12 protein-coding genes are annotated in these 23,385 nt (G+C 59.2%); 7 read left to right on the top strand and 5 right to left on the bottom strand.

Going from position 1 to position 23,385, the window contains the following annotated elements; genetic code table 11:
* Positions 1-77: 77 nt before the first annotated feature.
* The 4 genes from F4Y00_02080 (at position 78) to F4Y00_02065 (ending at position 5,565) form a co-directional block, all read left to right on the top strand.
* On the top strand, positions 78-1,280 hold the full coding sequence (locus tag F4Y00_02080; GenBank protein ID MYE03752.1) for an SGNH/GDSL hydrolase family protein: 1,203 nt from the start codon (positions 78-80) through the stop codon (positions 1,278-1,280).
* Between the two features lies 1 nt (position 1,281).
* A complete protein-coding gene (locus F4Y00_02075; GenBank protein MYE03751.1) occupies positions 1,282-4,758 on the top strand; it encodes a c-type cytochrome in 3,477 nt (1,158 codons plus the stop codon).
* Positions 4,759-4,904: 146 nt separating this feature from the next.
* Positions 4,905-5,189 (top strand): hypothetical protein, encoded by a 285-nt coding sequence (locus tag F4Y00_02070; GenBank protein ID MYE03750.1) that lies wholly within the window; start codon positions 4,905-4,907, stop codon positions 5,187-5,189.
* 76 nt (positions 5,190-5,265) lie between these two features.
* Positions 5,266-5,565 carry a hypothetical protein gene (locus tag F4Y00_02065; protein MYE03749.1) on the top strand — a complete coding sequence of 100 codons (300 nt, stop codon included), beginning with the start codon at positions 5,266-5,268 and terminating at the stop codon, positions 5,563-5,565.
* A 176-nt stretch (positions 5,566-5,741) separates the two neighbouring features.
* On the opposite strand, the gene F4Y00_02060 is transcribed toward F4Y00_02065, so the two are convergent.
* Genes F4Y00_02060 through F4Y00_02040 form a run of 5 tightly spaced genes read right to left on the bottom strand, consistent with a single transcriptional unit; the run spans position 5,742 to position 16,219 of the window.
* Positions 5,742-8,915, bottom strand: a complete 3,174-nt coding sequence (locus F4Y00_02060) for a T9SS type A sorting domain-containing protein (protein ID MYE03748.1) — start codon at positions 8,913-8,915, stop codon at positions 5,742-5,744.
* A complete protein-coding gene (locus F4Y00_02055; protein MYE03747.1) occupies positions 8,597-9,838 on the bottom strand; it encodes a hypothetical protein in 1,242 nt (413 codons plus the stop codon). Before F4Y00_02055 ends, F4Y00_02060 begins: the two co-directional genes overlap by 319 nt.
* A 13-nt stretch (positions 9,839-9,851) precedes the next feature.
* Positions 9,852-10,904, bottom strand: coding sequence for a PorV/PorQ family protein (locus tag F4Y00_02050; protein MYE03746.1), 1,053 nt, complete (start codon positions 10,902-10,904; stop codon positions 9,852-9,854).
* A gap of 15 nt (positions 10,905-10,919) precedes the next feature.
* Entirely contained in the window at positions 10,920-13,070 is a 2,151-nt protein-coding gene (locus tag F4Y00_02045) for a hypothetical protein (GenBank protein ID MYE03745.1), read from the bottom strand.
* An 8-nt stretch (positions 13,071-13,078) separates the two neighbouring features.
* Entirely contained in the window at positions 13,079-16,219 is a 3,141-nt protein-coding gene (locus tag F4Y00_02040) for a TonB-dependent receptor plug domain-containing protein (GenBank protein ID MYE03744.1), read from the bottom strand.
* 278 nt (positions 16,220-16,497) lie between these two features.
* On the opposite strand from F4Y00_02040, the gene F4Y00_02035 reads away from it, so the two are divergent.
* The 3 genes from F4Y00_02035 to F4Y00_02025 all read left to right on the top strand — a co-directional run bounded on the left by F4Y00_02035 (position 16,498) and on the right by F4Y00_02025 (position 23,381).
* Positions 16,498-18,354 (top strand): family 10 glycosylhydrolase, encoded by a 1,857-nt coding sequence (locus F4Y00_02035; GenBank protein ID MYE03743.1) that lies wholly within the window; start codon positions 16,498-16,500, stop codon positions 18,352-18,354.
* 195 nt (positions 18,355-18,549) lie between these two features.
* Positions 18,550-20,478, top strand: a complete 1,929-nt coding sequence (locus tag F4Y00_02030; GenBank protein ID MYE03742.1) for a T9SS type A sorting domain-containing protein — start codon at positions 18,550-18,552, stop codon at positions 20,476-20,478.
* A gap of 71 nt (positions 20,479-20,549) precedes the next feature.
* Positions 20,550-23,381, top strand: a complete 2,832-nt coding sequence (locus tag F4Y00_02025; protein ID MYE03741.1) for a TonB-dependent receptor — start codon at positions 20,550-20,552, stop codon at positions 23,379-23,381.
* The last annotated feature ends 4 nt before the right edge of the window (positions 23,382-23,385 follow it).

Genomic DNA, 23,385 nt, shown 5'->3' with positions numbered 1-23,385 from the left:
GCGGGATACTCATCCTGTCCATTCCCTATCGCCGTATTCTTTTGCCGACCTGCGCCGCAACCTGTATTTTAGGCCGCATGAAACCACTGCGTACGTTTGCGGCGGCGCTTCTTATCGGAGCACTGCCTTCCCTGGTGATGCCCGGACCTGTCAGAGCGCAGGATCCGCCCCGCTTCGCCCTGCAAGACGGCGACCGCGTCGTGCTCGCGGGCGACGGCCTCATCGAACATGCCCAGCATTTCGGTTATATCGAGGCCGCGCTCACAGTGCGGCGGCCCGGCCTGACCTTCCGTAACGTCGGCTGGAGCGGCGACACCGTTTCCGGCGAGGCGCGGGACCACTACACCCATCCCCCTACAGGGTTCGACCACCTTGTGGAACAACTGACCGCCCCGCAGCCCACCTTGGCTGTGCTGGCGTACGGCGGCACGCTGGCCTTCGAAAACGACGACGCCCTGTCCGAAGCGGTCGACGGGTATCATACGCTCCTCGATACACTGGCCACCCGGGGCATACGCTGCGTACTCGTCTCTCCCATCCCGCATGACGAGCATATGTCGCCCAACCCGAACGTAGCAGTGCTGAACGAACAGCTTGCCGCCGTACGGGACGCCTTCAGAGAGATCGCTTCCGTACGGGAGTGCGGATGGGTCGATCTCTTCGACGCGATGGCGGAGGAATACGAGCACGCGGCGCAGCAAGGCGGCAGCCTCACCGGGAACGGCATGCGGCTGAACGAAGCCGGGTACCGGATGCTGACCCGCCGCCTCATCAAGGCGATGGAACCGCTGCATCCAGACCTTTCCGCCGATCTTGCGCTGGACATCGACTCCGGGGAAGTGACTGGCGGAACATCCTACGGAAGCAGCGAACAAGAAACCGGTGTCTATGCGATCGTCCCAAACCGCCTGCCTTACTCCTGGGAGGCCCGGAACGTAGTCGTCACGGGGCTGTCAAGGGGAACGTACCGCCTGACGGCGGGAGGACAGACCCCGGCCGTCGGCCCGGCCCGCGCATGGCAGGAAGGCATCGCCGTACACTATCCCGCAGAAACCGAACAACTGGCCGCCCTGCGCCGCGCCATCGTCGACAAGAACCGGTTGTATTTCCGCCAGTACCGCCCGCAGAACGAGACCTACCTCGTGGGATTTCGCCAATACGAACAGGGACAGAACGCTCCGGAACTCACCGAACTGGACCCGATCATTCACGAAAAGGAAAACGAGATCGGCAGGCTGCGCATGGCGCGCCCGCTCGTTTTCACGCTGACCCGCGAGTAACATGCGACGATTTCTTCTGGCCGCGGCCGGCCTTGTGATCGCTCCCTCGCTGGCTGCACAGCCCAACCTGACCAATATCCCGGATCCCGATCCTGCCGCCCAGATGGCTGCGCTGCACGTAGCGGAGGGATTCGAAATCAATCTCTTCGCCTCCGATCCCATGATCGACCCGCCTATCCAGATGGCGTGGGACGAACGGGGGAGATTGTTCGTGGCGACCAGCGCATCCTACCCGCAGCCCGTCCCGGGGCAAGCGGCCAACGACAAGATATTCATCCTGGAAGACACGGACGGCGACGGGCAGGCGGACCGCTCCATCCTGTTCGCCGACAGCCTGCTCACTCCCACGGGCGTGCTTCCCGGCGACGGCGGCGTATATGTGGCCAATTCCACGGAAATCCTGCACCTGCGCGACACGGACGGCGACGGACGGGCCGACCGCCGGCGCGTGGTGCTTTCGGGATTCGGCGCGGACGACACCCACCATATCATCCACCGCTTTTTGTGGGGGCCCGACGGGCTGTTTTATCTGAATCAGTCTGTCTATATATACAGCCACATCGAAACGCCCTGGGGCGTGCGCCGCCTCAGGCAGGGCGGCATCTGGCAATTCGAACCCTCCACCCTGAAACTGAATGTACTGGCGCGCGGCATGTGGAACTCGTGGGGATACGATTTCGACCGGTGGGGACAATCGTTCGCGACCGACGGCGCCGGCGGCGAGGGGGTGTATTTCATCTTTCCCCACGCGGCTTATCGGCCCGCCTACGGGGCCGAGCGCACACTCACAGGCCTGAATCCCCAGCAGCCCAAATTGTCGGGGCTGGCATTCCTCTCCGGAAGACATTTCCCCGACTCCCTGAGCGGCCAACTCATCACCAGCGACTTCCGTGCCAACCGGGTCAAACGCTTTGCGCTGACGGAGGACGGCAGCGGCTTTCTCTCCGAAGAGCAGGAGGACCTGATCTGGACGGATCACGTGGCGTTCCGGCCTGTGGACGTCAATGTGGGACCGGACGGGGCCCTGTATCTCGCCGACTGGTACAACCCGATCATCCAGCACGGCGAGGTGGATTTCCGGGATCCGCGGCGCGATCACAAGCATGGACGAATCTGGCGCATCACCGCCAAGGAGCGGCCGCCGCTGGAAGTGCCGGCCCTGTACAATGCATCGGTAGAAGACCTGCTGGCGGCGCTCCGCGCGCCGGAAGACTGGACGCGGCGGCAGGCCAAACGCCTCCTTCGCGAACGCGGCGCCGAAGTGGTCAAACCGGCGCTGGACGCGCATGTGCGCCGGATCGAACGCAATGCGCCGGGCGCCGCCCATGAACTGGTGGAAATACTCTGGACATACCAGGCCATCGGGGACATGGATCCGGACCTGCTCCGCGAAACGCTTGAGCTGAAGGATCACCGGGCACGAGCCGCCGCCGTGCGCGTACTGGGGCATTTTCAGGATCAGATCCCCGACACGGATGCATTGCTGGCCACATTGATCGAAGACGAACACCCCCGCGTGCGCAGGGAGGCCGTGCATGTACTGGGCGAACGGGGTATGGTCGGCGGCGCCGAAGCCGGAGCCCGCGCCGCACCCGTAGCGCTGCGGGTCCTTGACCGCCCCATGGACGATTTTCTGGATTACGCCTTGTGGCACGCTATCCGGAGGCTGGAACCGCACTGGATGCCGCGTTTCCAGGAAGACAGCACCTTTCTCAGTGCAGACCTGCGGCACATCGCGTTCGCCTTGCAGGCGGCGGAGGCGCCGGAAGCGGCGGCGCGCCTTGCGGAGCATTATGCGAATGGGGACATCCCCGAAGACATGACCGCAAGCGCGCTGGAAGCCCTTGCGGAGCGTGGAGCAACCGGAGAAATGGAAACGATTCTCGAGCTTGCGGTCCGCGAAGAAATACGCGGAGAAAATGGCGCGGTCGAGCACCTCGACGCGCTGCTGACCGCCTCGGAGGACGAGAATCGCCGTCCCGCCGACGTAACCGACCGGCTACGGATACTGCTCGCACACGAAGACCAGGAAATCCGTACGCGGGCGGCCCGCCTTGCCGGGGCATGGGGCGAAACGACGCTCATATCCTCCCTGCAAGACCTCGTGGAAGAAGAGGACGAAGCCGTGCAGGAAGCGGGACTGGAAGGCCTCGCCGCATTGCGGGACAGTACCAGTATCGCCTGGCTCGTGGCGCTCGTCGAAGATCCGGATCGCCCGCAGGCGTTGCGTCTCGAAGCAGCACGGCTCCTGCCTGCCGCCGATATCGATAAAGCCGCTTCGGTCGCCGTCTCTTTTTTGAATGCGGCGACGGACGATACAGACCCCTGGCCACTCTTCAATGCGTTCCTGATGCAGGAAGGAGGCCGCGACGCCCTGACGGAAGCCTTGAACGAAGATACGGGCGGGACAACGATTCCGGCGGCCTTTGCGCAGGAAGGATTGGACCGCATCCGGGGACGCAACAACAGCTACGCACCGCTCCGGGAGGCTTTTCGGGCCTCGGGGGCTGTCTCCACTGCACCCCGGGTTGATCCGGACCTGGGCGGCTGGGCGTTACAACGCCTCCATTACGATGTGAAAGGAAAAGGCGACCCTGCCCGAGGCGAAGCGCTCTACGGGCGGCTTCAGTGCGCCAGTTGCCATGTTATTGGCGGAGCCGGCGGGCTCGCGGGCCCGGATCTGTCGGATATCGGCGTGACGGCCCCCATCGACTACCTCACCGAATCCCTGCTGAGACCGGAGGATGCCGTCAAGGACGGGTATACCCTCGTGCGCATCGTATATACGGACGGCGGGATCATGATAGGAAACCTTGTCGGCGAAACGGATGCGGAAGTGCTTGTCCGCGACGCCGCGGGCAGCGTGGAGCGCATTCCGAAAAGCCGTATCCGGACGCAGGAAATCATTCCGGGATCGCTCATGCCGGCGGGGCTTACCGCATCGCTCGACTACGACGAATTCGTGGACCTGGTGGCCTTTCTGTCTGCACTGGGCGAAGAGGGACCGTACCGGGCGCCTGCATCGCCGGAAGACGAACAGACGGTCCGGCGCTGGCGCGTGCTGCAACCCTCCGACGAGGCCGCCGAAGGAATGCGGCAAACGGACGCCTCGTTCGCCGTAACCGCGCAAGGCGTGGCGTGGATGCCCATGCACAGTACAGTGGCCGGGAACTTGCCCCTCGCGGAACTACCTGAAGTGGGCGGATACAGTGTGGCTTACTTCGAGGTGGATGTCGAAACGTCCGGCCCGCTTGCATTGGCCGTGCATCTCCCAAACGACAGGCCGGAGGGACTATCGGCCTGGGTAGACGAACAGGCAGCGTTCCTCAGCGAAGGACGGATCGAATTCGTCGGCGAGTCGGGACGGCGCCGCATTACGCTTGCCATGGATCGCGCGCAACATGCGGAAGGCGCTCTGCACGTGAAACTGCTTACGGGCTCCGGAAGCGCAGAGGCATCCTTGGTAAAGGAATGGTAGGGAATGAAGTTATGTTCGGGCCGACAGGGTGTCTATAGAATAATCGCGGCAAAAAATTGCTTTTTTATCCCTTGCCCCTGAACAAGCCCGCTCGATGCTCGTAACTTATTACGCAAGAGCAAAACGGGAAGTCGGGGGATAATTCCATGGCCCATACGATGGAGTATCAGGAACTGCTGAAGCGCTTCGATATATTCGAAACCCGCTTCGATATATTCGAAACCCGCTTTGATAAACTTGAAACCCGTTTCGACACATTCGAAGCCCGGTATGCTACCAAAGAATTTGTCCGGGCAGAGATCGCCGAAGTCCGGGTAGAGGTCGCCGGAATCCGCACGGAAATCAAATCGGTCGAGAACCGACTGCTGAACCGGGTCTCTGTCGGCGCCATTTTGATCATAGCCGCCATCATAGGCGGATATTTCGTGTAAGGGTATCAAGGGAAATGCCCGCCGCGGCTTTTCTGCCTGAAATTATAGAACCAAAGACGGTAAGCCTGCGAAATCCATGACTCCGCCGGTTTCTATATATGAGATGTTCTCGCACATTCTCGTTGCCGCTGGTTTCATAACAACGACCGGCTCCATCGTGGCGGGTGGCGTTCTTCTTGGGCTGCTTGCATGGTTTGCCAGGAATGCGATCGACAATCAGGATACGCCGCGACGTTTGAGCGTTGTTGAACAGGATATGAGAGAGATAAAGCGCGATCTCTCAGACATAAATGCCAACGTCAAGGTTTTACTTGAGCGCACTCCTCCGCTTCCCGGGCAAACTATCGCTGGCAAAAAATCCACCCGATCAGAGTAATGAACCGGGTTTCCTGCGGCGCCATTTTGATTATCGCCGCCATCATAGGCGGATATTTCGTGTAAGGGTATCAAAAAAACAGCAAGAATGCAGCACGTAAAAAGGCCCTTCCCCGCAAGAGGAAGGGCCTTTCTTTATCCTTGCGAACAAGGATTAGATGATGGCGGGGTTGCGCATCACTTGATAAGCACCATCTGCTTCACCTGCCGGAAATCGGGAGTCTCCAGCGAGTAGAAATAGACGCCGCTTGCCGGCTGCGCCCCGGACGCCGTGCGTCCATCCCACTGCACCCGATACCTTCCGGGTTGCTGCACCGTCCCATTCACCAGCGTCGTGACGACGCGCCCCAGGCTGTCGAAGACGCGCACGGTAACCGTAGCGGCCTCCATGACCTCATACTCGATGGTGGTGGAGGGGTTGAACGGATTCGGGTAGTTCTGGTGCAGTACGAACCGGTCGGGCAGTTCGAATGGTTCGTCTTCCGTACCCACCGGCTCCATTCCGGTAGCCTCCAGCACGACGATTATCGGTTGGCCCGGATTGCTGGCGTACAGGTTCGTCAGCACGATCTCGTTGTGGCCGTCGCCGTCGAGATCGTCGGAAATGCGAAGCGGATAATAGCGTTCGACAAGTCCTCCTTCATCCGCCGAGTTGACCATCTCGGTCCAAGTGTAGCTCGTCGAGTCGGCGGGGCTTCCGGAACCGTTGTACTCGATGCGCATGACGGTCTCGGATGTACCGCTTGTGGCCACCACATCGAAATTACCGTCGCCGTCAATGTCGCCGATATCTCCTCCTCTCGCTCGAGACGTAGGATCATAGACGCCCACTTCCATGAAGCTGGCTCCCGTGATCGTGGACACGTCGTCCACATTATCCAGATAGTACAGCCGCCCGTTCGTCATGGGCGCGAGCAGTTCCATCCGTCCGTCGCCGTCCGCATCGTGGAACAGCAACTTGTTGGAATTGAACGAGCCTGGATCGTTCCGGTCGTCCGCCGAGTTGATTTCCGCTTCGAGCCGGTACGCATCGGCGCCGGTCGCCTCAACGATGGCCCACGAGAAATTGTCCCAGGTGTTGACCCAGATTTCCATGGCGCCGTCGTTGTCGAAGTCGATCGCATCTACATCGTAAACGCTCCCTCCTCCCAGCACCTGATTGCCGAGTTCGAACTCGATCGTGAAGGTGGCGAAACCGTCAATGCCCGCGTTCGGCGAAATGATGACCAGTTCACGATTGCCGCCCGTTCGGGACGTCGTGGCCAGTTCCTGCGCCCCGTCCCCGTCGAAATCGCCGATGACAAAGCCGGAAGGACGGAAATCCGCCGAACCGTCCCGCTCGTAGCCGTATTTCACGGTCGGCTCGTCAGGAAACGTCTTGTCGGCGTTCTGTTCGAAGATGAGCAGGTCGTCCGCCGCGTCGTTGATGGTCGGCACGCCGAAATAAATCTCATACAGGCCGTCCTCGTCAATGTCGCCATACGCAACGGGGGGCAGCGAATTGGAGGGTTCGTGCGTGAAGTGCCACACGTACTCGTAGTTGTCGTTGCCTGCGTTTTCATACAGGACCACGTCGAGCATGCCCGGATCCGGACCCTGGGGCGCCAGGGTTTCGTCGGTCGTGAACAGGATTTCCTTGTTGCCGTCTCCGTCGAAATCCATGCCTGTCAGCACGCTGCGGGCGCCGAAACCCTGCGTGGCGTCATCCTGATCCGGATAATGATCGAAGATATCCGGGTGATCGCGAGGATCCAGTGTCCAGGCTACCCGTACGTCGGGCGTGGTATTGATCTGAATGGACGACTTGCGCACGAATTTTTGCACGGAGGGGGGTATTTCGTTGAACTGGCATATATACGCCGTATTCCCGTCCGGGGAGAAAGCAATACCTCTGGGGCGCCCGTCCTTCCAATCCGGTTTGGTGTCTTCCCATTTGATGCTGTCGAGTGCCGTGGGAATCATGTCCACGGCAAGATCATCGATATCGAACGCGTAATGGGTTTGTATCGACCAGGACGTTGCGACAGAGTCACCGTTCGCATCTACGTAGGTGTTCGCCGGATCGTTTGGCGAACCGGCCCCCACCCACAGATTTCCAGCCGGATCGAAGCCGAACGACTCCGCGGAAACCCCCGGAATCACTGTGCCTAAGGAATCATACGCCGAAAACTCGTCGGGACGAGCGTATTCGGTGACTCCCCTGTTCGTATAACCCGCCCAGAAGATGCGGTGCCCGTCCGGAGAAACCGCAAAGTCACGCGAAAAACCCGGAGCGGCATCTACCGCATTGCCCACAATGGACAAATCGTCCGGATTCAGCATGATGATGGGCTGGGCAGGACATACAGCAGCCACGAAGATATTGTCGTTACTTGCGGCAGCCTCGGCGAGCGAACAAAAATCTTCAAAACGATTTTTGGCAAGCGCTACGCCCGTTTTGTAGTCCAGCTTGTACAGTGTTTTCCACTGGGATACAAGAATATTCCCATCCATATCCGTGGAAATGCCGCGTCCGCTTTTGCCCTCCCAGGCACTCCCGGTCCAGAAACCGCCCAGCGTATCGTCAATGGCCCCATCGCCTGAGGACACGAACTTGATGGGCGACAAGTCGGACACCGTGCCGTCCGCATTGAACACGTAAATGACACGAGTCGGTTGCCAGGCATTGTCCATCTGGGGAACCTGCACGCTGTCCTTGGCGCCGAACGGCTGTACCCAGATCTTTCCGTCCGGGTCCACAGCGACACCATGCACGCTGCTCCACTGAAGCGGATTTCCGTCGGCGTCTTCCGGACCCGCAGAAGATACGATGCCGTCGTAAGTCCATTGCCCGAAAGCCGTTGCCGGAACAAGCAGGACCACAAAAAGAGATAGTAGAAGTCGTTTCATCGTGAAAGGTGTGTAGGTGACTGAGGATGCTCTATGTAAAAAGTACAATTTGCTGTAATTACGTCGCAAGGCAGACAAGAAACCCCTCTGCCCGCATAATTGCAAACGCATACAGGTATTTACTGCATATAGCAAGGGAATTTTTATTCCGCCGCTTCCCGGCGCGTATTGATCCGGAGCAGACCCGGAGGCGTCGTATCCGTTCTTCCCTGCACCATATACAGGTTGGGAGAAGCGCCCCATGCGAACGCGGTCGCCGCCGGCATAAACAAGCCCGGATATAACACGTCCGCCTGGCCGTTCGGGGCTACCAGTAGCACGGGTTCCGCCGCGTTCGTACCGACGAACAGATCGCCGTTCGCAGCAAAGGCGAGCGCGAGCGCTTCCGCGCCGGTTTCTCCGGTCACATCGAAGTACAGTTCGGCTTCGCCGGCGCGCCCTCCGGAGACAGGCCAGCGCCATATTCCGCTGGCGTTATCCCGCGTGGCGGCCGCGTACAGATACCCTTCGAAGAAACGCAGGGCGCGCACGTTCGCCTCGAAAGGAAACGCTTCCACCGACTTGTCCGCGGCGATGCGGTAGATGTGGGCGTTGTTGCCGCCGGCCCACAGGTTGTTTTCCGGATCGAACGTAATCGCCGAGAGCCTGACGGAGTTGTCCGGAATCACGCCCCAGACCTCCTGTCTTCCTCCTTCCACGAATCGAAACACTGCGCGCACCGAGCGCACCGTGTACAGCATATCATCCGCACCGTACGCCATGCCCGTCCATATAAAGGTCGATTCGACGAACGGGCTGCGGGAACCGTCTGGCGCCATACGCAGCACTCCTACGGAGCGGTTGTCGGAATTCATGGACACGTACAGGTTGCCCGCAGGATCGGAAGCAATGGAAAACGGTTCCTCGAAGCCGGCGATATCGCCGAACGGCTCGACCGCGGCTTCGAGCCGGTAGGCAATGCCATTGCTGTAATTTTCCGCGCCCAGTACCGCCACCCGGACCTCGATGTCGGCGCCGGGCGTCGCGGGCGCCTTCACCTGAAGGCGCGTGGCCGAAGCCTCCAGCACCTCGCCGCGCACCTCGTTGAAATACACCAGGTTGTCCGAAGCCTGCGCCGAGAAGTTGCTGCCGTCGATCGTTACGACATCCACTCCGGCAAGCGCAAAGCCTTCGGGAGAGATGGAGGTAATGGCGGGATCAGGCGCCGAAGCCCTGTCCGGGTCGTACAGGCTGGGGGCAGGCCCGGAATCGCACCCCGCAATGACAGCGCCCAGAAGAAGAACCGCGATCCATGCATACAGTCGCCCGGCCGGTATGCATGGTATGCAAACCGGTTTTCTGCCAGAACGGTTGCTAGGGCGTGGCGCCGCGGATCCCGGGTTCATGGCACGCAGAGCGTTAGATGGACAACGAAAGGGAGATTCGGTGCACGGTGGAAAAAATATCGAAGGTGGTGGCGGAGTAATCCGCCGCGAAACCGCCGTTTCCGAACAAGCGCTGTACCCCGACACCGAGCGTGACGCCCTGTACATCCGTCGGAAATATGTATCCGGCCCGCAAGGAGAACGTTTGCAGGAACGAATATTCGCCGCCCACCTTGATCTGTTCGGAAAAATCACGCGGGTTGGACGCATCGAGAGAGATGCGCAGCGCATGCATTTTTCGGTTCCGCGCGCCGACCACGTCCCCTGTTCCCGCCCCGGTCAGCAAGTCCATGACATCCATCGAGACACCGATAGCAAGCGTAAGGGGCAGCTGAAAACTCTCCTCCTCGTACGATATTTCCTCCGAGAAATTTCGGGCGTTGACGGCAAAATTCAGACTGCGAAATCCGGTTTTGTACAGTACGCCGAAATCGAAAGCGTACACGCTGGCGCTATTATCGGAGCGAACGTATTCGTTTCCCCCGGCCGTAGCGTAGCCGGTAATGCTTTCGGCCAGATTCTCGGCAGCGTATTTGATCTGGCCGCCCACGGAGAAGCGATCACTCAAGGGCCGCGCGTACCCTAAGCCGAAAACCCAGGACGTGGGATTGAACGTACCGATGTCGAGAAATCCCTGGTCGTTATCGAACCGGATCGTTTCTTCGAGGTCTCCAAAATCGACACTCATAAAGGAAAAACCGAACACGCCCAGGCGCCCCCCACCGGGCCGGAGAGACAGGCTCCCGGCGTAATACTCGATCCCGGCAATCCACTCGGTGGTCGCCATCGATACGCTAACGAACGAACGCTGCCACGCCATGCCGGCCGGATTGTAGAACAGGTTCTGCCCATCGCCTTCCATCGCCGTCATGGCGTCGCCGAGGGCGGCGGCCCTCGGGCTGGGCGAAAAGCTGAGGAATTTCATGCCGGTCTGGGCAATTTTATCCTGCTGGGCGTGCGCACAGGGCGCGAACGCCGAAAAGACGAGCATGCAGCATCCGATAGCGATGAGTACCGATCCTTTCATGGCGTCGTGGCCTCTCTAACGGATGATGACGAACTTTTTGATCGCCCGCTCGCCCGTTTCCGTGTCGGTTATGACCGCGATATACAGTCCGGTGGCAACGATCTGACGGGACGCAGTGGTGTGATCCCAGAATTCGTCCCCGCTGCCGTCGGTGTGCTCGATGCGATCGACGAATTCCCCGAGCGTAGTGAATATTTCTATGATGCACTGCCCGGGAATGTTAAAGAAGGCCAGCTTATCGGTCTGGTCCGGGAATCGTACATCGGGCGAGGAAGCGATGTTGAACGGATTCGGTACAATCCGTATGTCGGACAACATTTCCCCGGCCGGACGTTTGAGCCGCGTGGGCGTGTAGGTCTGGGAAAAATAGCGGCTGCTCCGCAGCGGACCGGAGGGCGTAAGCCCGCTCGTATCGCCGGATTGGCTCACTCCCACGATGTAGTAATAGTAATCGATGCCCCGTATGGGGGTCGTGTCATCGAAAGAAGTGTCGCCGCTTCCGGCCGTGTGGATGAGCGTGTACGTGCTGTCGAAGCGCCCCCGGGCCCGGTAAATTTCCCAGCTTTCCGGCAGGGGTTCCGAAGCGTAAGGCTGCCAGGAAAGCGAAATACGGTCACCCCCGCCGTTTACTTCGAATTGAGCAGGAGGCGCCGGCGGACGCGGAATCGCATAGCCCGAGTTAAAATTGGCCTGCGCTCGCCGGAACATCTGAAAGAGCGAATCCCGGCTGGTGAAAACCCATTCGTTTTTCGTCATGGAATGGACGGAGCCGTCCACTTCGTAGGAAATCGCCAGATCGTCGTTGGCGCCCGATTCGTTGTAGGCCCGTCCGATGGCGATGTTGGCCTCCCGGCTGAGGCCCGCCGCCCCTTCCGCGATAACGATACGGACGCTTTCGCCGGGCCCCAGCGTATAGGGGCCGTATCCGTTCGCATTGGAAAATCCGCCGGGCGTCCCCAGAGAAGGATCAGCGGTGGGACTCAGAAACCCGTCCATACCGGAAGGCTCCACCACATCGGCATGGCGCGGAGACCGGTGCCCACTTGTAATGACGCCGTATTCCACCTCCATTTTCGCCGGATTGAACGCGTCGTTCTGCGACGTGTAGGGATCGTCCGAACCGACCCAGGTGGTCGTGGTCGGCTGGCTGGTATCGTCCGACGGATCGGAGGGCGACGTGTCCGCATGCAGCGTAACCACGCCAACGAACTGGGAAGCACCCAGACGTCCGAGCGTGTCAGTCGGCGCAATGTTCACCGCCGGCAAGGCCTGGGGCAGAATCGGGCCGCCCAGGTTATCATACGCCGTAAAGGCAGGAAATTTGCCGTGCCACACAAACTGCGCCCGGAAATCTTCCTCGGGTGGGTCGGGCTTTACGCCGTCGCCGCGCGTATCCAGCATGGCGTTCAGACCCCAACCGGTGCCGTTACCGATCACGTAGCGGGTTTCCTTCGCTACGGACAAGCGCCACTGGTAAAAGAAATACACCCCTTCAAGCGTCTGGTTAGGCAATTCGATGTCGGGGTCGCCGTCCGTATTCCCCGTATTCGTGAAGGTATATTCGAACACATGATAATTGTCGTGATATTCCTGGCTGAACTGCATGATTTTGCGTTCCATCGTAATGCCGAGAAGCGTGTTCGCCTCGTTCACGATCATCACATCGGGGAGCTGCTCCGGATCCACATTGTCGTTGGCCATTTCCGCTTCCGGTATGGAAAGGGCCCCATCCACGAACACCGCCGGAGGATCCCGGCGGCTTATCATTTCGAAACGCAACGGGAAAAATTCCCCGGAGCCTGAAACCCGGGGGCCGACATGCACCACGCGCGCCGGATACGTGGTGCCCAATTCGTCCGTTACGTTGGCGGCTGCGATCCATAGCGACTTGGCCGCCTGCATATCGGTAAAGCGGTAGATGCCGGGCCAGCGCAGGCCGTCCTGCTGGGTTCCTACGAAGCCGCACCCTTCGCATTCGCTCCCGATCTCGGAATACCAGTTGTGCATGGAGCCTGCGGACAGCCACTTGTTCGCAAACTGGGCCTGGGCTCCGTGCATCCCGCCCGCAAAGCCCAATGTGAGGAAAGCCAGACCGGCCGCACCGAGGTATATTCGATGCAGTCGGCTGCCTATGCCTAATTTGTAATGTATTGCCCGGTGTTCCATTGCAGCGGCTACAGCGTGATCCGGATGCCCCAGTAAAAGTCTCTGGGGTTCAGGAACGTCAAATAATTCTGATTCGGCATGTCGATGTACGCTTTGCTATCCAGCGCGTCATCGACCTTTTGCTGATCGGCAGGAGCCCACGCGCCATTCCGGTATTCGATCCAGCTTCTGGAATCGTATTCCCAGTAGATGACGCCGGGATCGGGCGCCGTCACGCTCGTGCGCTCAGGAATGCGTTGCATGGGCTGAAAGGGCGTGTCGTAATCGCGGTATGCGCCGATCTTGTCCTTGCCCGGAATGTTGGTGCTGTAATCGTCCGATTCGGGCAGGTGCAGCGACCGGAGATAGGCATTCTGGTCGTTGCCGTTCACAAATCCGGAAAACGACAGCGTCTTGCGATTGAGCAGATTGAAGACATCGACAAAAAACTGCGCCCGCCGCCCTCTGATATCGAACTGTTTCGAAAGACGCAGATTCAGGTTCCAGGAATCCCGGAACGAGACATTGTTCAACACGCCCGGGACGGCGCCTCCTCCCGTCCAGGTATATTTGCTGCCTTGTTGCCAACTGCCGATAAAACTGGCCCGCCAGCCGCCCAGGGGGTAAAACGCGCCCAAATCGGGCCCGAAGTCGCGGGGCGAAAGGAAATCGATATTCAAGCGCCCGTACGGTCTGGGCACGGGCCGGGAAGAAGCGCGCCGCCGCTCTGTGTCGCTTTCCTCGAATTCCCGCTGCGCCGTCGGGTTTTCGAAATTGCGCCGGAGACCGAAATACCCCGAGGTGAAAACCATGTAGGTATAGTTGACGAATCCCTGCACCCAGCGCCCGCGCGTCCGTGAAAGCGTAACCTCGAACCCCCGGATGTCTTCATAGGAGTTAGGTTCCGTTACGTCGTAATTGACCTGTCCGTCACGGCTGATATATTCGACCAGGTAGGGTTGCAGCGATACGTCCTTGTAATACCCGGCCAGACGGGCCAGAAACTGATCGAAGAAAGCCTGTTCGTATCCGAGTTCGTACGCGATCGTCTTCGGTAATGGATTGTTGGGGTTCGCCACCCGGCTGATTTGCCCGGTTTCCGTAAAGGGGCGAATCAGATAAATATTGTTGGGATCGGGAAGCGACCGGAAGTGTCCGTAATTGAAAAACAGTTTGCTGACGGCTGTCACTGGAAACGAGACTCCCATGCGGGGACTCAACTTGACGAGTCGGGCGGTCGGCTCCTTCGCAAGCAGTGAATCGATCTGAGAGGCGAATCGGGCCGAAAACGCATTGGTGAACGGATCGTCATAGGTAATCCAGTCTCCCCCCGCATTGAAATAATCGAGCCGCAACCCGAGGTTGGCGATCATTCCCCGGAATTCGAGTTTGCTCTGGGCGTAGGCAGCGCCCCGTACAGGGGTCTTCTCCCAGGTCGAATGCGAGTTGCCGCTGGGAAGAAATGCGTCGAACCGCCCGTAATTCACGCGGGTATCGGCGAGATTGAATTCCAGCCCCGTTTTCAATTGCAGAAAACGGTTCAACTGGCTCGTGTAATCGCCCTGCAGATTATAGGTGATGACGCGGCTGCTGTCGCGGGCATTGCTCATGCCGACGCCGGTCCTCATGCCGTCCACGCCGAAGGTGGGCTTGGGCTGGAAACCGAAAGGCGCTTCGTCGAAACCTACACCCCCGAACGTTACGACAGGCGTTTCGTCGCGCAGCGGACCGGGATTGGAATCGTAGTGGGATCCAAAGGTGTTGAATCGCACTTCGTAGAACGAAGCATTGCTCAATAAATGCGTGAATTTGGCGCCGGCCATCCACGTGTTCACCGTTGTGGGACCCCAATAATCGGTCGAGAAGGTGCGGGAATCAATAAAACTGACCCGGTTCAGTTGTGCGGCGATGCTGGAAGCCGAGCGGAAGATACCCGGCTGTCCGGCCCGGCTGCTCGCCGTGCCTGTGGTGCGCCCCTGCAAGCCTTCCACCGTCAATTTCATGGTGGGAGAAATGTTGCTTGTCAACTTTATGTGACCCGTATGCGCCCGGAACCGATCGGTGTGAAGCGGGATCAGGTACATATCCTGATCGGTTCGGAAAGAGGCATAGAAACGCAGGTCGCCCAGTGATTTTCCAACGATCGGAAGCGGACCGCCCACACCCACGTCTATGTTGTAGTCCGGCGTAACGATCTCCATTTCCTTCCGGTGCTGCCACAGAAACGCTTTCTGAAGCGCCTCCGGCGTCAGGTCGTTGTCGGGGTTATCGTCCCGCAGCAATTGATCGGATACGGCGACCCACCCCTCGAAATTGGGATATTGCTGCTGGGTGGCTTCATCCCATGCCCCGCTTTCCGTGCCAAGCCAGGCCACATCCGGGTCCATAAACGGACGAATCCAGTAGGCATTCAGGTCGTCGGCGCGGGCGCCGAAGTGTTTCTGGGCGGGAGGACTGTAGCGAACGATGGCGTCTACTTCATACCGGTTCGGGTTTCCTTCCCTGGTGATTACGTTGACGACTCCGGAACGCACGTTGCCGTATTCGGCATTGAAACCGCCGGTTTGGACCTGCACTTCCTGCACGGAAGTAAGGCTGATGTTGGTGAAGGGCGCATTATTGCGTTCGTCCCGGAGGCCGAGGCCGTTGACCATGAAGGCCAACTCGTCGGAGCCGCTTCCCCGCACGGACAACCCCTGTACGCCGGCCTGCAATCCCACTACGCTGGATATACTGGAGACGGGCAGCGCCTCGATCTGGTCCGAAGATACGTTCAGCTGACTGTTGGACACGTCGGCCTGCACGACGGGAAGATCGGCGGTGACCACCACCTCGTCGAGCCCGACAGCGGCCTCGCTCAACAGGAAGTCGATGACAGTCGTCTGGTCGATGTTGACCCGAACGTCCTGTATCGTTTGCGGCGTGAAACCGATAAAGGAGCCCCGGAGCGCATAGGTCCCGGGCGAAACATTCAGAATGACATAATATCCGTCGGCGTCCGACGCCGCTCCCCGGACCGTGCCGTCGATCACTACATTGGCTCCCGGAATCGGCTCTCCGGCCACGTCAGTGATACGCCCGGCGATTTTGCCGGATTGTGCAAGAGATGCTGAAGTGGTCAGGAGCGCCAGAAGTACGCTCAGCAGAAAGGAAGGAAGATAGTTCTTCATGCCCTTGTCCTTTCCGGGTCTACGTGGGTGTTTTTCCGGTGCGTATGGCGGTAAGAGACAACACCCCAATCTTTTTACGGGACGGATCGGCTCTTGTTACAACAGGAGTTACAATATAGCAGCGTTAACGAGATATACAACCCCGCCTGAATCATTCCATTTCGTCCATTAATTTTTCGAATAAACGTGCCGCCATGGGGCATGAATAAAGAAGCGCCGCCGGATATTTTTTGATATTTTTCGCGCACTGCCCGCCCAAACAATCCGGCACGCACGCCATGCTTTCCCGAAAACATATTTCCTGCGTCGCGGCGGCATTCCTCCTTGCGCTCACCGGCGTGTTCGTGCAGCCCGCATCCGCCCAACCGGCTCCAAAGCACGAGTTCCGGGGGGCATGGATCGCTACGGTCATCAATCTCGACTGGCCAGGTTCGCGCGGCACCTCTATAAGTAATCAACAGAAAGCGCAACTCACTACCATGCTGGACAAACTGAAGGAAGCAGGCATCAACGCCGTCTTTTTTCAGGTGCGGTCGGAGTCCGACGCCATGTACGAGTCGCCCTATGAGCCATGGTCCTACTGGCTTACGGGCAGGCAAGGCGTCCCTCCCAATCCTTTCTACGATCCCCTGACCTTCGCCGTAGAGGAAGCGCACAAACGCGGCATGGAACTGCATGCCTGGTTCAATCCCTATCGGGCCGTGCGCGGTTCGGGATATACAAACCATGCCTCGCACATCTCGGTGCAACATCCCGAATGGACGCTTACAATCGGGAGGCTGACAGTGGCAAACCCGGGATTGCAGGAGGTGCGTGACCGCATTGCCACCATCATTGCGGATGTGGTCCGGCGCTACGACATCGACGGGGTCCACTTCGACGATTATTTCTACCCGTATCCGCCCAACCAGATCAGGTCGGAGGACCGGGAAACCTTCAACAACGACCCGAGAGGATTTACCAGTATCGGCGCCTGGAGACGCGATAACATAGATCTTTTTGTGGCCCAGGTAGCGGACAGCGTGAACGCGATCCGTCCGTCCGTAAAATTCGGCATCAGCCCCTTCGGCATCTGGAAAAACGGGGTTCCGTCGGGCATCGTAGGGCTGGACGCGTATAACGTGATCTTCGGCGATGCAACGGCCTGGCTGGAAGCCGGAACGGTGGACTATATCGTCCCGCAACTCTACTGGGCATTCGGGGGCGGACAGGATTACGCCAAACTGGCGCCCTGGTGGGCCGCCCGCACCCGGGAAACGAATCGTCATCTGTACACCGGCCACGGCCTGTACCGGGCTGACAGGGCCACCTTCAGCGGCAATTTGTTTTCGACCAGCGAGGTGCCCCGGCAAGTCCGCTTTAATCGCGCCCGCGACGACATTCAGGGAAGCGTGTTCTTCCGGGCGAAAAACATCAGCGTCTTTTCGTCCAGGGGTTTTGCGGACACGCTGCGTACGAATCTATACTATACCCCGGCGCTCACACCGCCCATGGATTGGAAAGATATGTCCGCGCCCGATGCGCCCGGTACGCTGACATCCGCGAGAACCGGCGCAGACGAAGTAGTGCTTTCCTGGACGGCGCCCGCATCTTCCATGCCCGACGTGCGGCGCTACGCGGTGTACCGGGTACGTTCTCCTGCGCCCCCGCCCACCGCCTTTGCGATCGACGACCCGAACAACCTGATTGCCGTGACAGGGGAAACGTCCTTCACGGATCGTCCCGAAATGCTTGCCGGTGCGGATACTCTGCATTATTTCGTGACGTCGGTCAGCGCAAATTCCATCGAAAGCGCGGCAAGCAATGTGGTATCCCTTGACTCCGACCCGACCGGGGTGGAAACCGAAAAGCCAGAAGCGTTCGCCCTCTTCCAGAGTTACCCGAATCCGTTCCGGGAAACGGTGGAAATCCGGTTTTCGCTGCGGCAGCCTTCCCCTGTAACCCTGCGCATATACGATGCGCTGGGCAGAGAAGTCGCGGGGCTATCCGAGGGGAAATGGATGCCGGAGGGGCTCCATACCCTGCGTTGGGACGGCCGGGATGCGGCAGGGCGCTCCGTCGCTTCCGGCGCATACTACTATGTGCTCGATGCCGGAACACACCGGGCCTCGAAGGGAATGATCAGGGAGAGGTGACCAGGGTGGCAGCCCTTGCCGCGACAATACGTTCACTTCCTTTCCGGAATTTCCGCACCCTTTCTACTCCACCGATCCGTGGAAGTGGAACCCACCCGAAGGTAACATCTTGAAAACATGGGCGTCTCTCGCTACCTTATTGCGTTTGTAAATGCTACGCTCGTTCACCACCCCATCTCCGATCCATAGAGCCGCATGAAATTCGCTACTGCTTTCTTTTCATTCCTTTCCCTTCTCGTCCTGCTCGTTACTGGCGCCGGGGCAGCCTCGGCGCAAAACCTCGAATACTACTTTTCACCGGAAGGCAGCGCCTTTTCGGATCCCTTTGCCCCGGGTGTTCAGAACGGCGCCCGCGGGCTTTCCGGACCGTTCGACCTGGACGGAGACGGCAAGATCGAAATTCTGGTAGCCCAACACACTGCCGGAGGCCGGATTCATGTCATCGAAAATCAGGGGATGGATTCCTGGGAGCACGTTTACTCGACTGCCCTCCTCGACTCCACGAACTTTGATCGGAATGCGCGATACGCTACGGGCGCAGATCTGGACGGAGACGGACGGGGAGAAATCGTCTATGTGGCCGGATCGGATTATAGCAGCGACAACGCTGTGCTGACCGTGGGGGCATATGTGTGGGAATACGATGGACAAGGCTCGGATCATTACGGCGATTTCCCGGCAGCCATAGGCAATTTCTATGAACTCGACGGCCTTTCATCGGCCAATGCGCGCGCCGAGAACATGACGGCTCTCGACATCGACAACGACGACCGGCAGGAACTGCTTATCCCGGCAAACGGACCAAACACCCATGACGTGTTCTATGTGCTGTCCCTCACAGGAGATATTGAAACGGGACAGGCCGAAAACACCTTTGTGACCTGGAACATCGAATCGAGAGTGAACGCCCGCGACGAGGCGAATCTGCTGGGAGGCGGGAGTCCCAACGCCATACTTGCGGGTGACATGAACGGTGACGGTATGATGGATATCTCGTACCACCCATGGAACAACTACAACTTCTTTAACGGCACGGTAACCGGACCGGATACGGTGGTCCTGCCGGACGCCTCTACGCCCAATCCTTTTCTGCAGGCAACCGCCGGAATCGGCGACCATGCAGCTCTTTTTGGGGGAGTAATGGGCGATATTGACGGTGACGGCAACGATGAGGCCTTTTATACCAGGTGGCCCACCGGGGGCATCTCGGTAATCGACTATGACAACGACCAGAGCGTACTTTCGATTACAGAAAATGAATTATTCCTTGATGTCATCACAGATATCGGATGGGGAGGCATAGCCCTCGGCGATCTGAATAAGGATGGCAACATGGATGTGCTGGCGGGCGGCTCCGGGTACACCGCGGCCAGTTTCATGCAAAACGAGCCGTCCAATTTTCTGCATTTTGCGGCATACAATGGCGGCGACCCGACCAGTTCCGCCAGTTATACGTTGCATCTGATCGACACAAGCACCCCTATCGACTCGACGGGCTTCAACCGTGTCCACCGTGATTCGCTGGGCACAATGAGCAGTTACTATGAGGTAGCGCGCTCGAAACAAGGACGCACGGGATCCGACGCAGAAGACCCCGTCTTCCCGTCCGGCGTGGTCTTCCTCGGAGATGCGGACGGCGACGGTTTCCACGAGGTCGCCCTTTCCTTCCAGGGCATAGACGACAGCCTGCAGGTAATCGACGAGGTGTTTAACGTCAACTCGAACGTATTCGAGCGCACCGTGCGGGAAACCGTACCGGCCCCTGTGCGCGCTTTTGTACGCATCTACGAATTCGATGAGAGTTTCGTCGTCTCCGTGGAAGAGGATCCAAACACCCTTCCCACCGGCTTCGAGCTACACGAGAACTATCCGAATCCGTTCAACCCGAGCACGACCATCGGATACTCGATCCCGTCCGAAACGAATGTAACCGTGCGCGTATACGACATTACCGGACGCATCGTCAAAACGCTGGTCCACGGACAATCGCACGCCCCGGGTACCTATGAAATAATCTGGGACGGGACAGGCGACGGAGGCCAAACCCTGGCCAGCGGCACGTACTTCTATAGCCTGGAATATCTCGGACGCCGCGACGTCAAGGCCATGATCCTCCTCAAGTAACCCTTCCTGCATCGGGGCCTTCCGAACCTGTTCGGCAGGCCCGGCGCTCCCTTCCTCCCTACGCCGGAAACATGCGCAAGACGATCGGCTTCCCCTTTCTCTGTGTAGCGTTACTTCTCGCAGGACTCGGCGCGACGTCTCCTGCATACGGACAGGGAAAAATCGCCGGGCAGGTGACCGACGCCGGAAACGGCGAGCCGCTCATCGGCGTGAACGCCGTCATCGAGGGTACGACGCAAGGCGCCACCACGGACGCCAATGGCCACTACGTCATTCTGAACGTGCGCCCCGGCGAATATACGCTGGCCTTTACCTACATCGGGTTTGCGCGGCAGGTGGTCCAGGAAGTGCAGGTTTCCTCGGACTACACCACGCGTATCGACATCGAGATGGCGGAAGAGACCATCGAGGGCGAGGAGATCGTTGTCGTCGCCGACCGCCCCCTCATTCGCAAGGACCTGACGTCCTCACGAAAAACGACCATCGCCGAGGAAATCGAACTGTTGCCCGTAGAAGGTTTCTTCGGCGTCCTCGCTACCCAGGCGGGCGTCACGCAGGGACCCGGCGGCGCCTTCCACATTCGGGGAGGACGCTCCAACGAGATCGCCTATCTCGTCGACGGCATGTCGGTGGGGAATCCCTTCAACACGAACGGCCTCGCCACCGAGGTAGCAGCCGACGCCATCCAGGAAATGACCGTGATCTCGGGCGCCTTCAACGCCGAGTACGGAAAAGCCATGTCGGGGATCGTAAACCTCGTCACGAAGGAAGGCGGCGATTCCTTCGAAGGGTCCGTCAGCGTCTACGGCGGCGATACGTTCACAGGCGACAAGGCAGCCTACGGCACGCCCGATGGGCAGGACCTGAACGTATACGTGCTGGAAGGCTCGCTGAGCGGGCCGCTTTTTTCAGACAGGCTGCGGTTCTTCGTTTCCGGACGCCGGGATGTGGACCGGGGCCATATCTACGGATGGCGCCGCTTCCTCCCCTCCGACTCGGCGAATTTCAATGCGGACCTCGACCGTCTGGCCATGATCCAGGAATATCTTCCGGACTACGACGGCCCCAACTGGTACTACGAAATGCACGGACGCCCGTGGTGGAAATACGCAGCGGATACCACACAGGCCCTGCCGAACGAGCTTGTCTCCCTGAACCCGCGAGAGAGTTTCAACATCCTCGGAAAGATCACCTTCCGGCCCTTCCGGGGCACCAAGATCGAATACAGCCACCTGCGCGACGGCGTGCGGCAAACGCCTTTCGATTTCAGCTACCGGTATAATCCCGACGGCAACTCGCCCTACAGGGATCATAGCTGGAATCATGCCCTCCACTGGACGCACACGCTCAACGACCGGTCCTTTTACACAGCCCGGTTCTCGTACGCAAAAAACCGGTTCCGGCAGTATCTGTACGAGGATCCGCTGGATACCCGCTACGTCGTGGATCGCGACGGCATTGGCCAGGGAAACATGATCGGTTTTCCGGGAACCAACTTCCTGTTCGCCGGAAACGAAAAATCCCATATCTACGAGGATGCGGCGTCGCTGCGCGCGAAGCTCGACTTCACCCGCCAGTTCGGCCTGGTGCACGAGGCCATGGCAGGCCTGGACGTGGAATTACACACACTCGACCGGGAGAATTTCGTGGTCCTGTACGACGGCAACCGCTACCGCAGACCCACGGTAGTGGACATCGATAACCCATCACGGGACAAGTACGGCTGCACGGAATTCCTGAGTGTCGAGGGAGCGTACGAGGGCTACGACTGCGCGGAGCAGAACGCTACGCATCTTGCCGCCTACATCCAGGACAAACTGGAATTCACCGACTTCATCGTCAATGCAGGGATCCGCGCCGAGCATTTTATCCCTAACGGGCGATACATACCCGACCTGCTCGATCCGCAGAACGAACCCGAAGACGCCAGCCCCAAAACGATGGTGCTGCCGCGCATCGGCGTATCGTTCCCCATTACGGCGCGCGGCATCATCCATTTTTCCTACGGACATTTTGCCCAGATGCCAAGGCTGCGCAATATGTACATCAACCCGGAATTCGAATTTCCGGTGGGCAGCGTACCGACCTTCGGGAATGCGAACCTGCGCCCGGAGCGCACGGTGCAATATGAGATCGGCCTGCAACAGCAGCTCACCGAAACGCTGGCTTTCGACCTGACAGGCTATTTCAAGGATATCCGCGATTATCTGACGCGGCGTACGATCCGATACAGCACCATCCCGGGTGAAGACGTATACGGCATCTACACGAACCAGAATTACGTGAACGTGAAAGGCGTGACGTTCGCGCTCACGAAACGGCGCTCGCGCAACGGCCTGCTGTCGGCGAATCTCGACTATACCTACCAGATCGCCGAGGGAGACAACGACAACCCGAATGCGGCCTTCTTCAATTTTCTGTCCGGACGGGAAACGGAACTGGAAATCATTCCGACGGACTTCGACCAGCGCCACATCATTTCATCGGTCGTGACCGTTTCGCGGCCCGCCAGTTGGGGTATCTCGTTCATCGGACGATTCGCCACGGGATATCCGTATACGCCACTGATCATCGACGCGAACATCGACGATTTGCCGCGCAGCGGTCGCAAACCGACGCAATTAAAACTGGATGCCCGGATTTTCAAGACGTTTACCGTAGGACGTCTCGACCTGCGCGCCTTCGCCAAGATTTTTAATGTGCTGGACATACGCAACGAGGTGTTCGTGTTCAACGACACGGGGCGCGCCTCCTATTCGTTGAGCGAGGAACTGAACCGGCACGCCACATGGCGCCCCGGCTACGGCCTGCCCGGCGTACCCACCCTCGACGACTGGGAAACCCGGCCTCAATATTTCTCGGCCCCGCGCGAAATTCGCGTCGGCGTAACCATCGCCTTCTGAGCAC

The sequence above is a fragment of the Bacteroidetes bacterium SB0662_bin_6 genome, assembly GCA_009839485.1.
Classification (GTDB): domain Bacteria; phylum Bacteroidota; class Rhodothermia; order Rhodothermales; family VXPQ01; genus VXPQ01.
The sequence above is the reverse complement of the archived record's forward strand: the minus strand, read 5'-3'. Positions and strand labels throughout refer to the sequence as shown.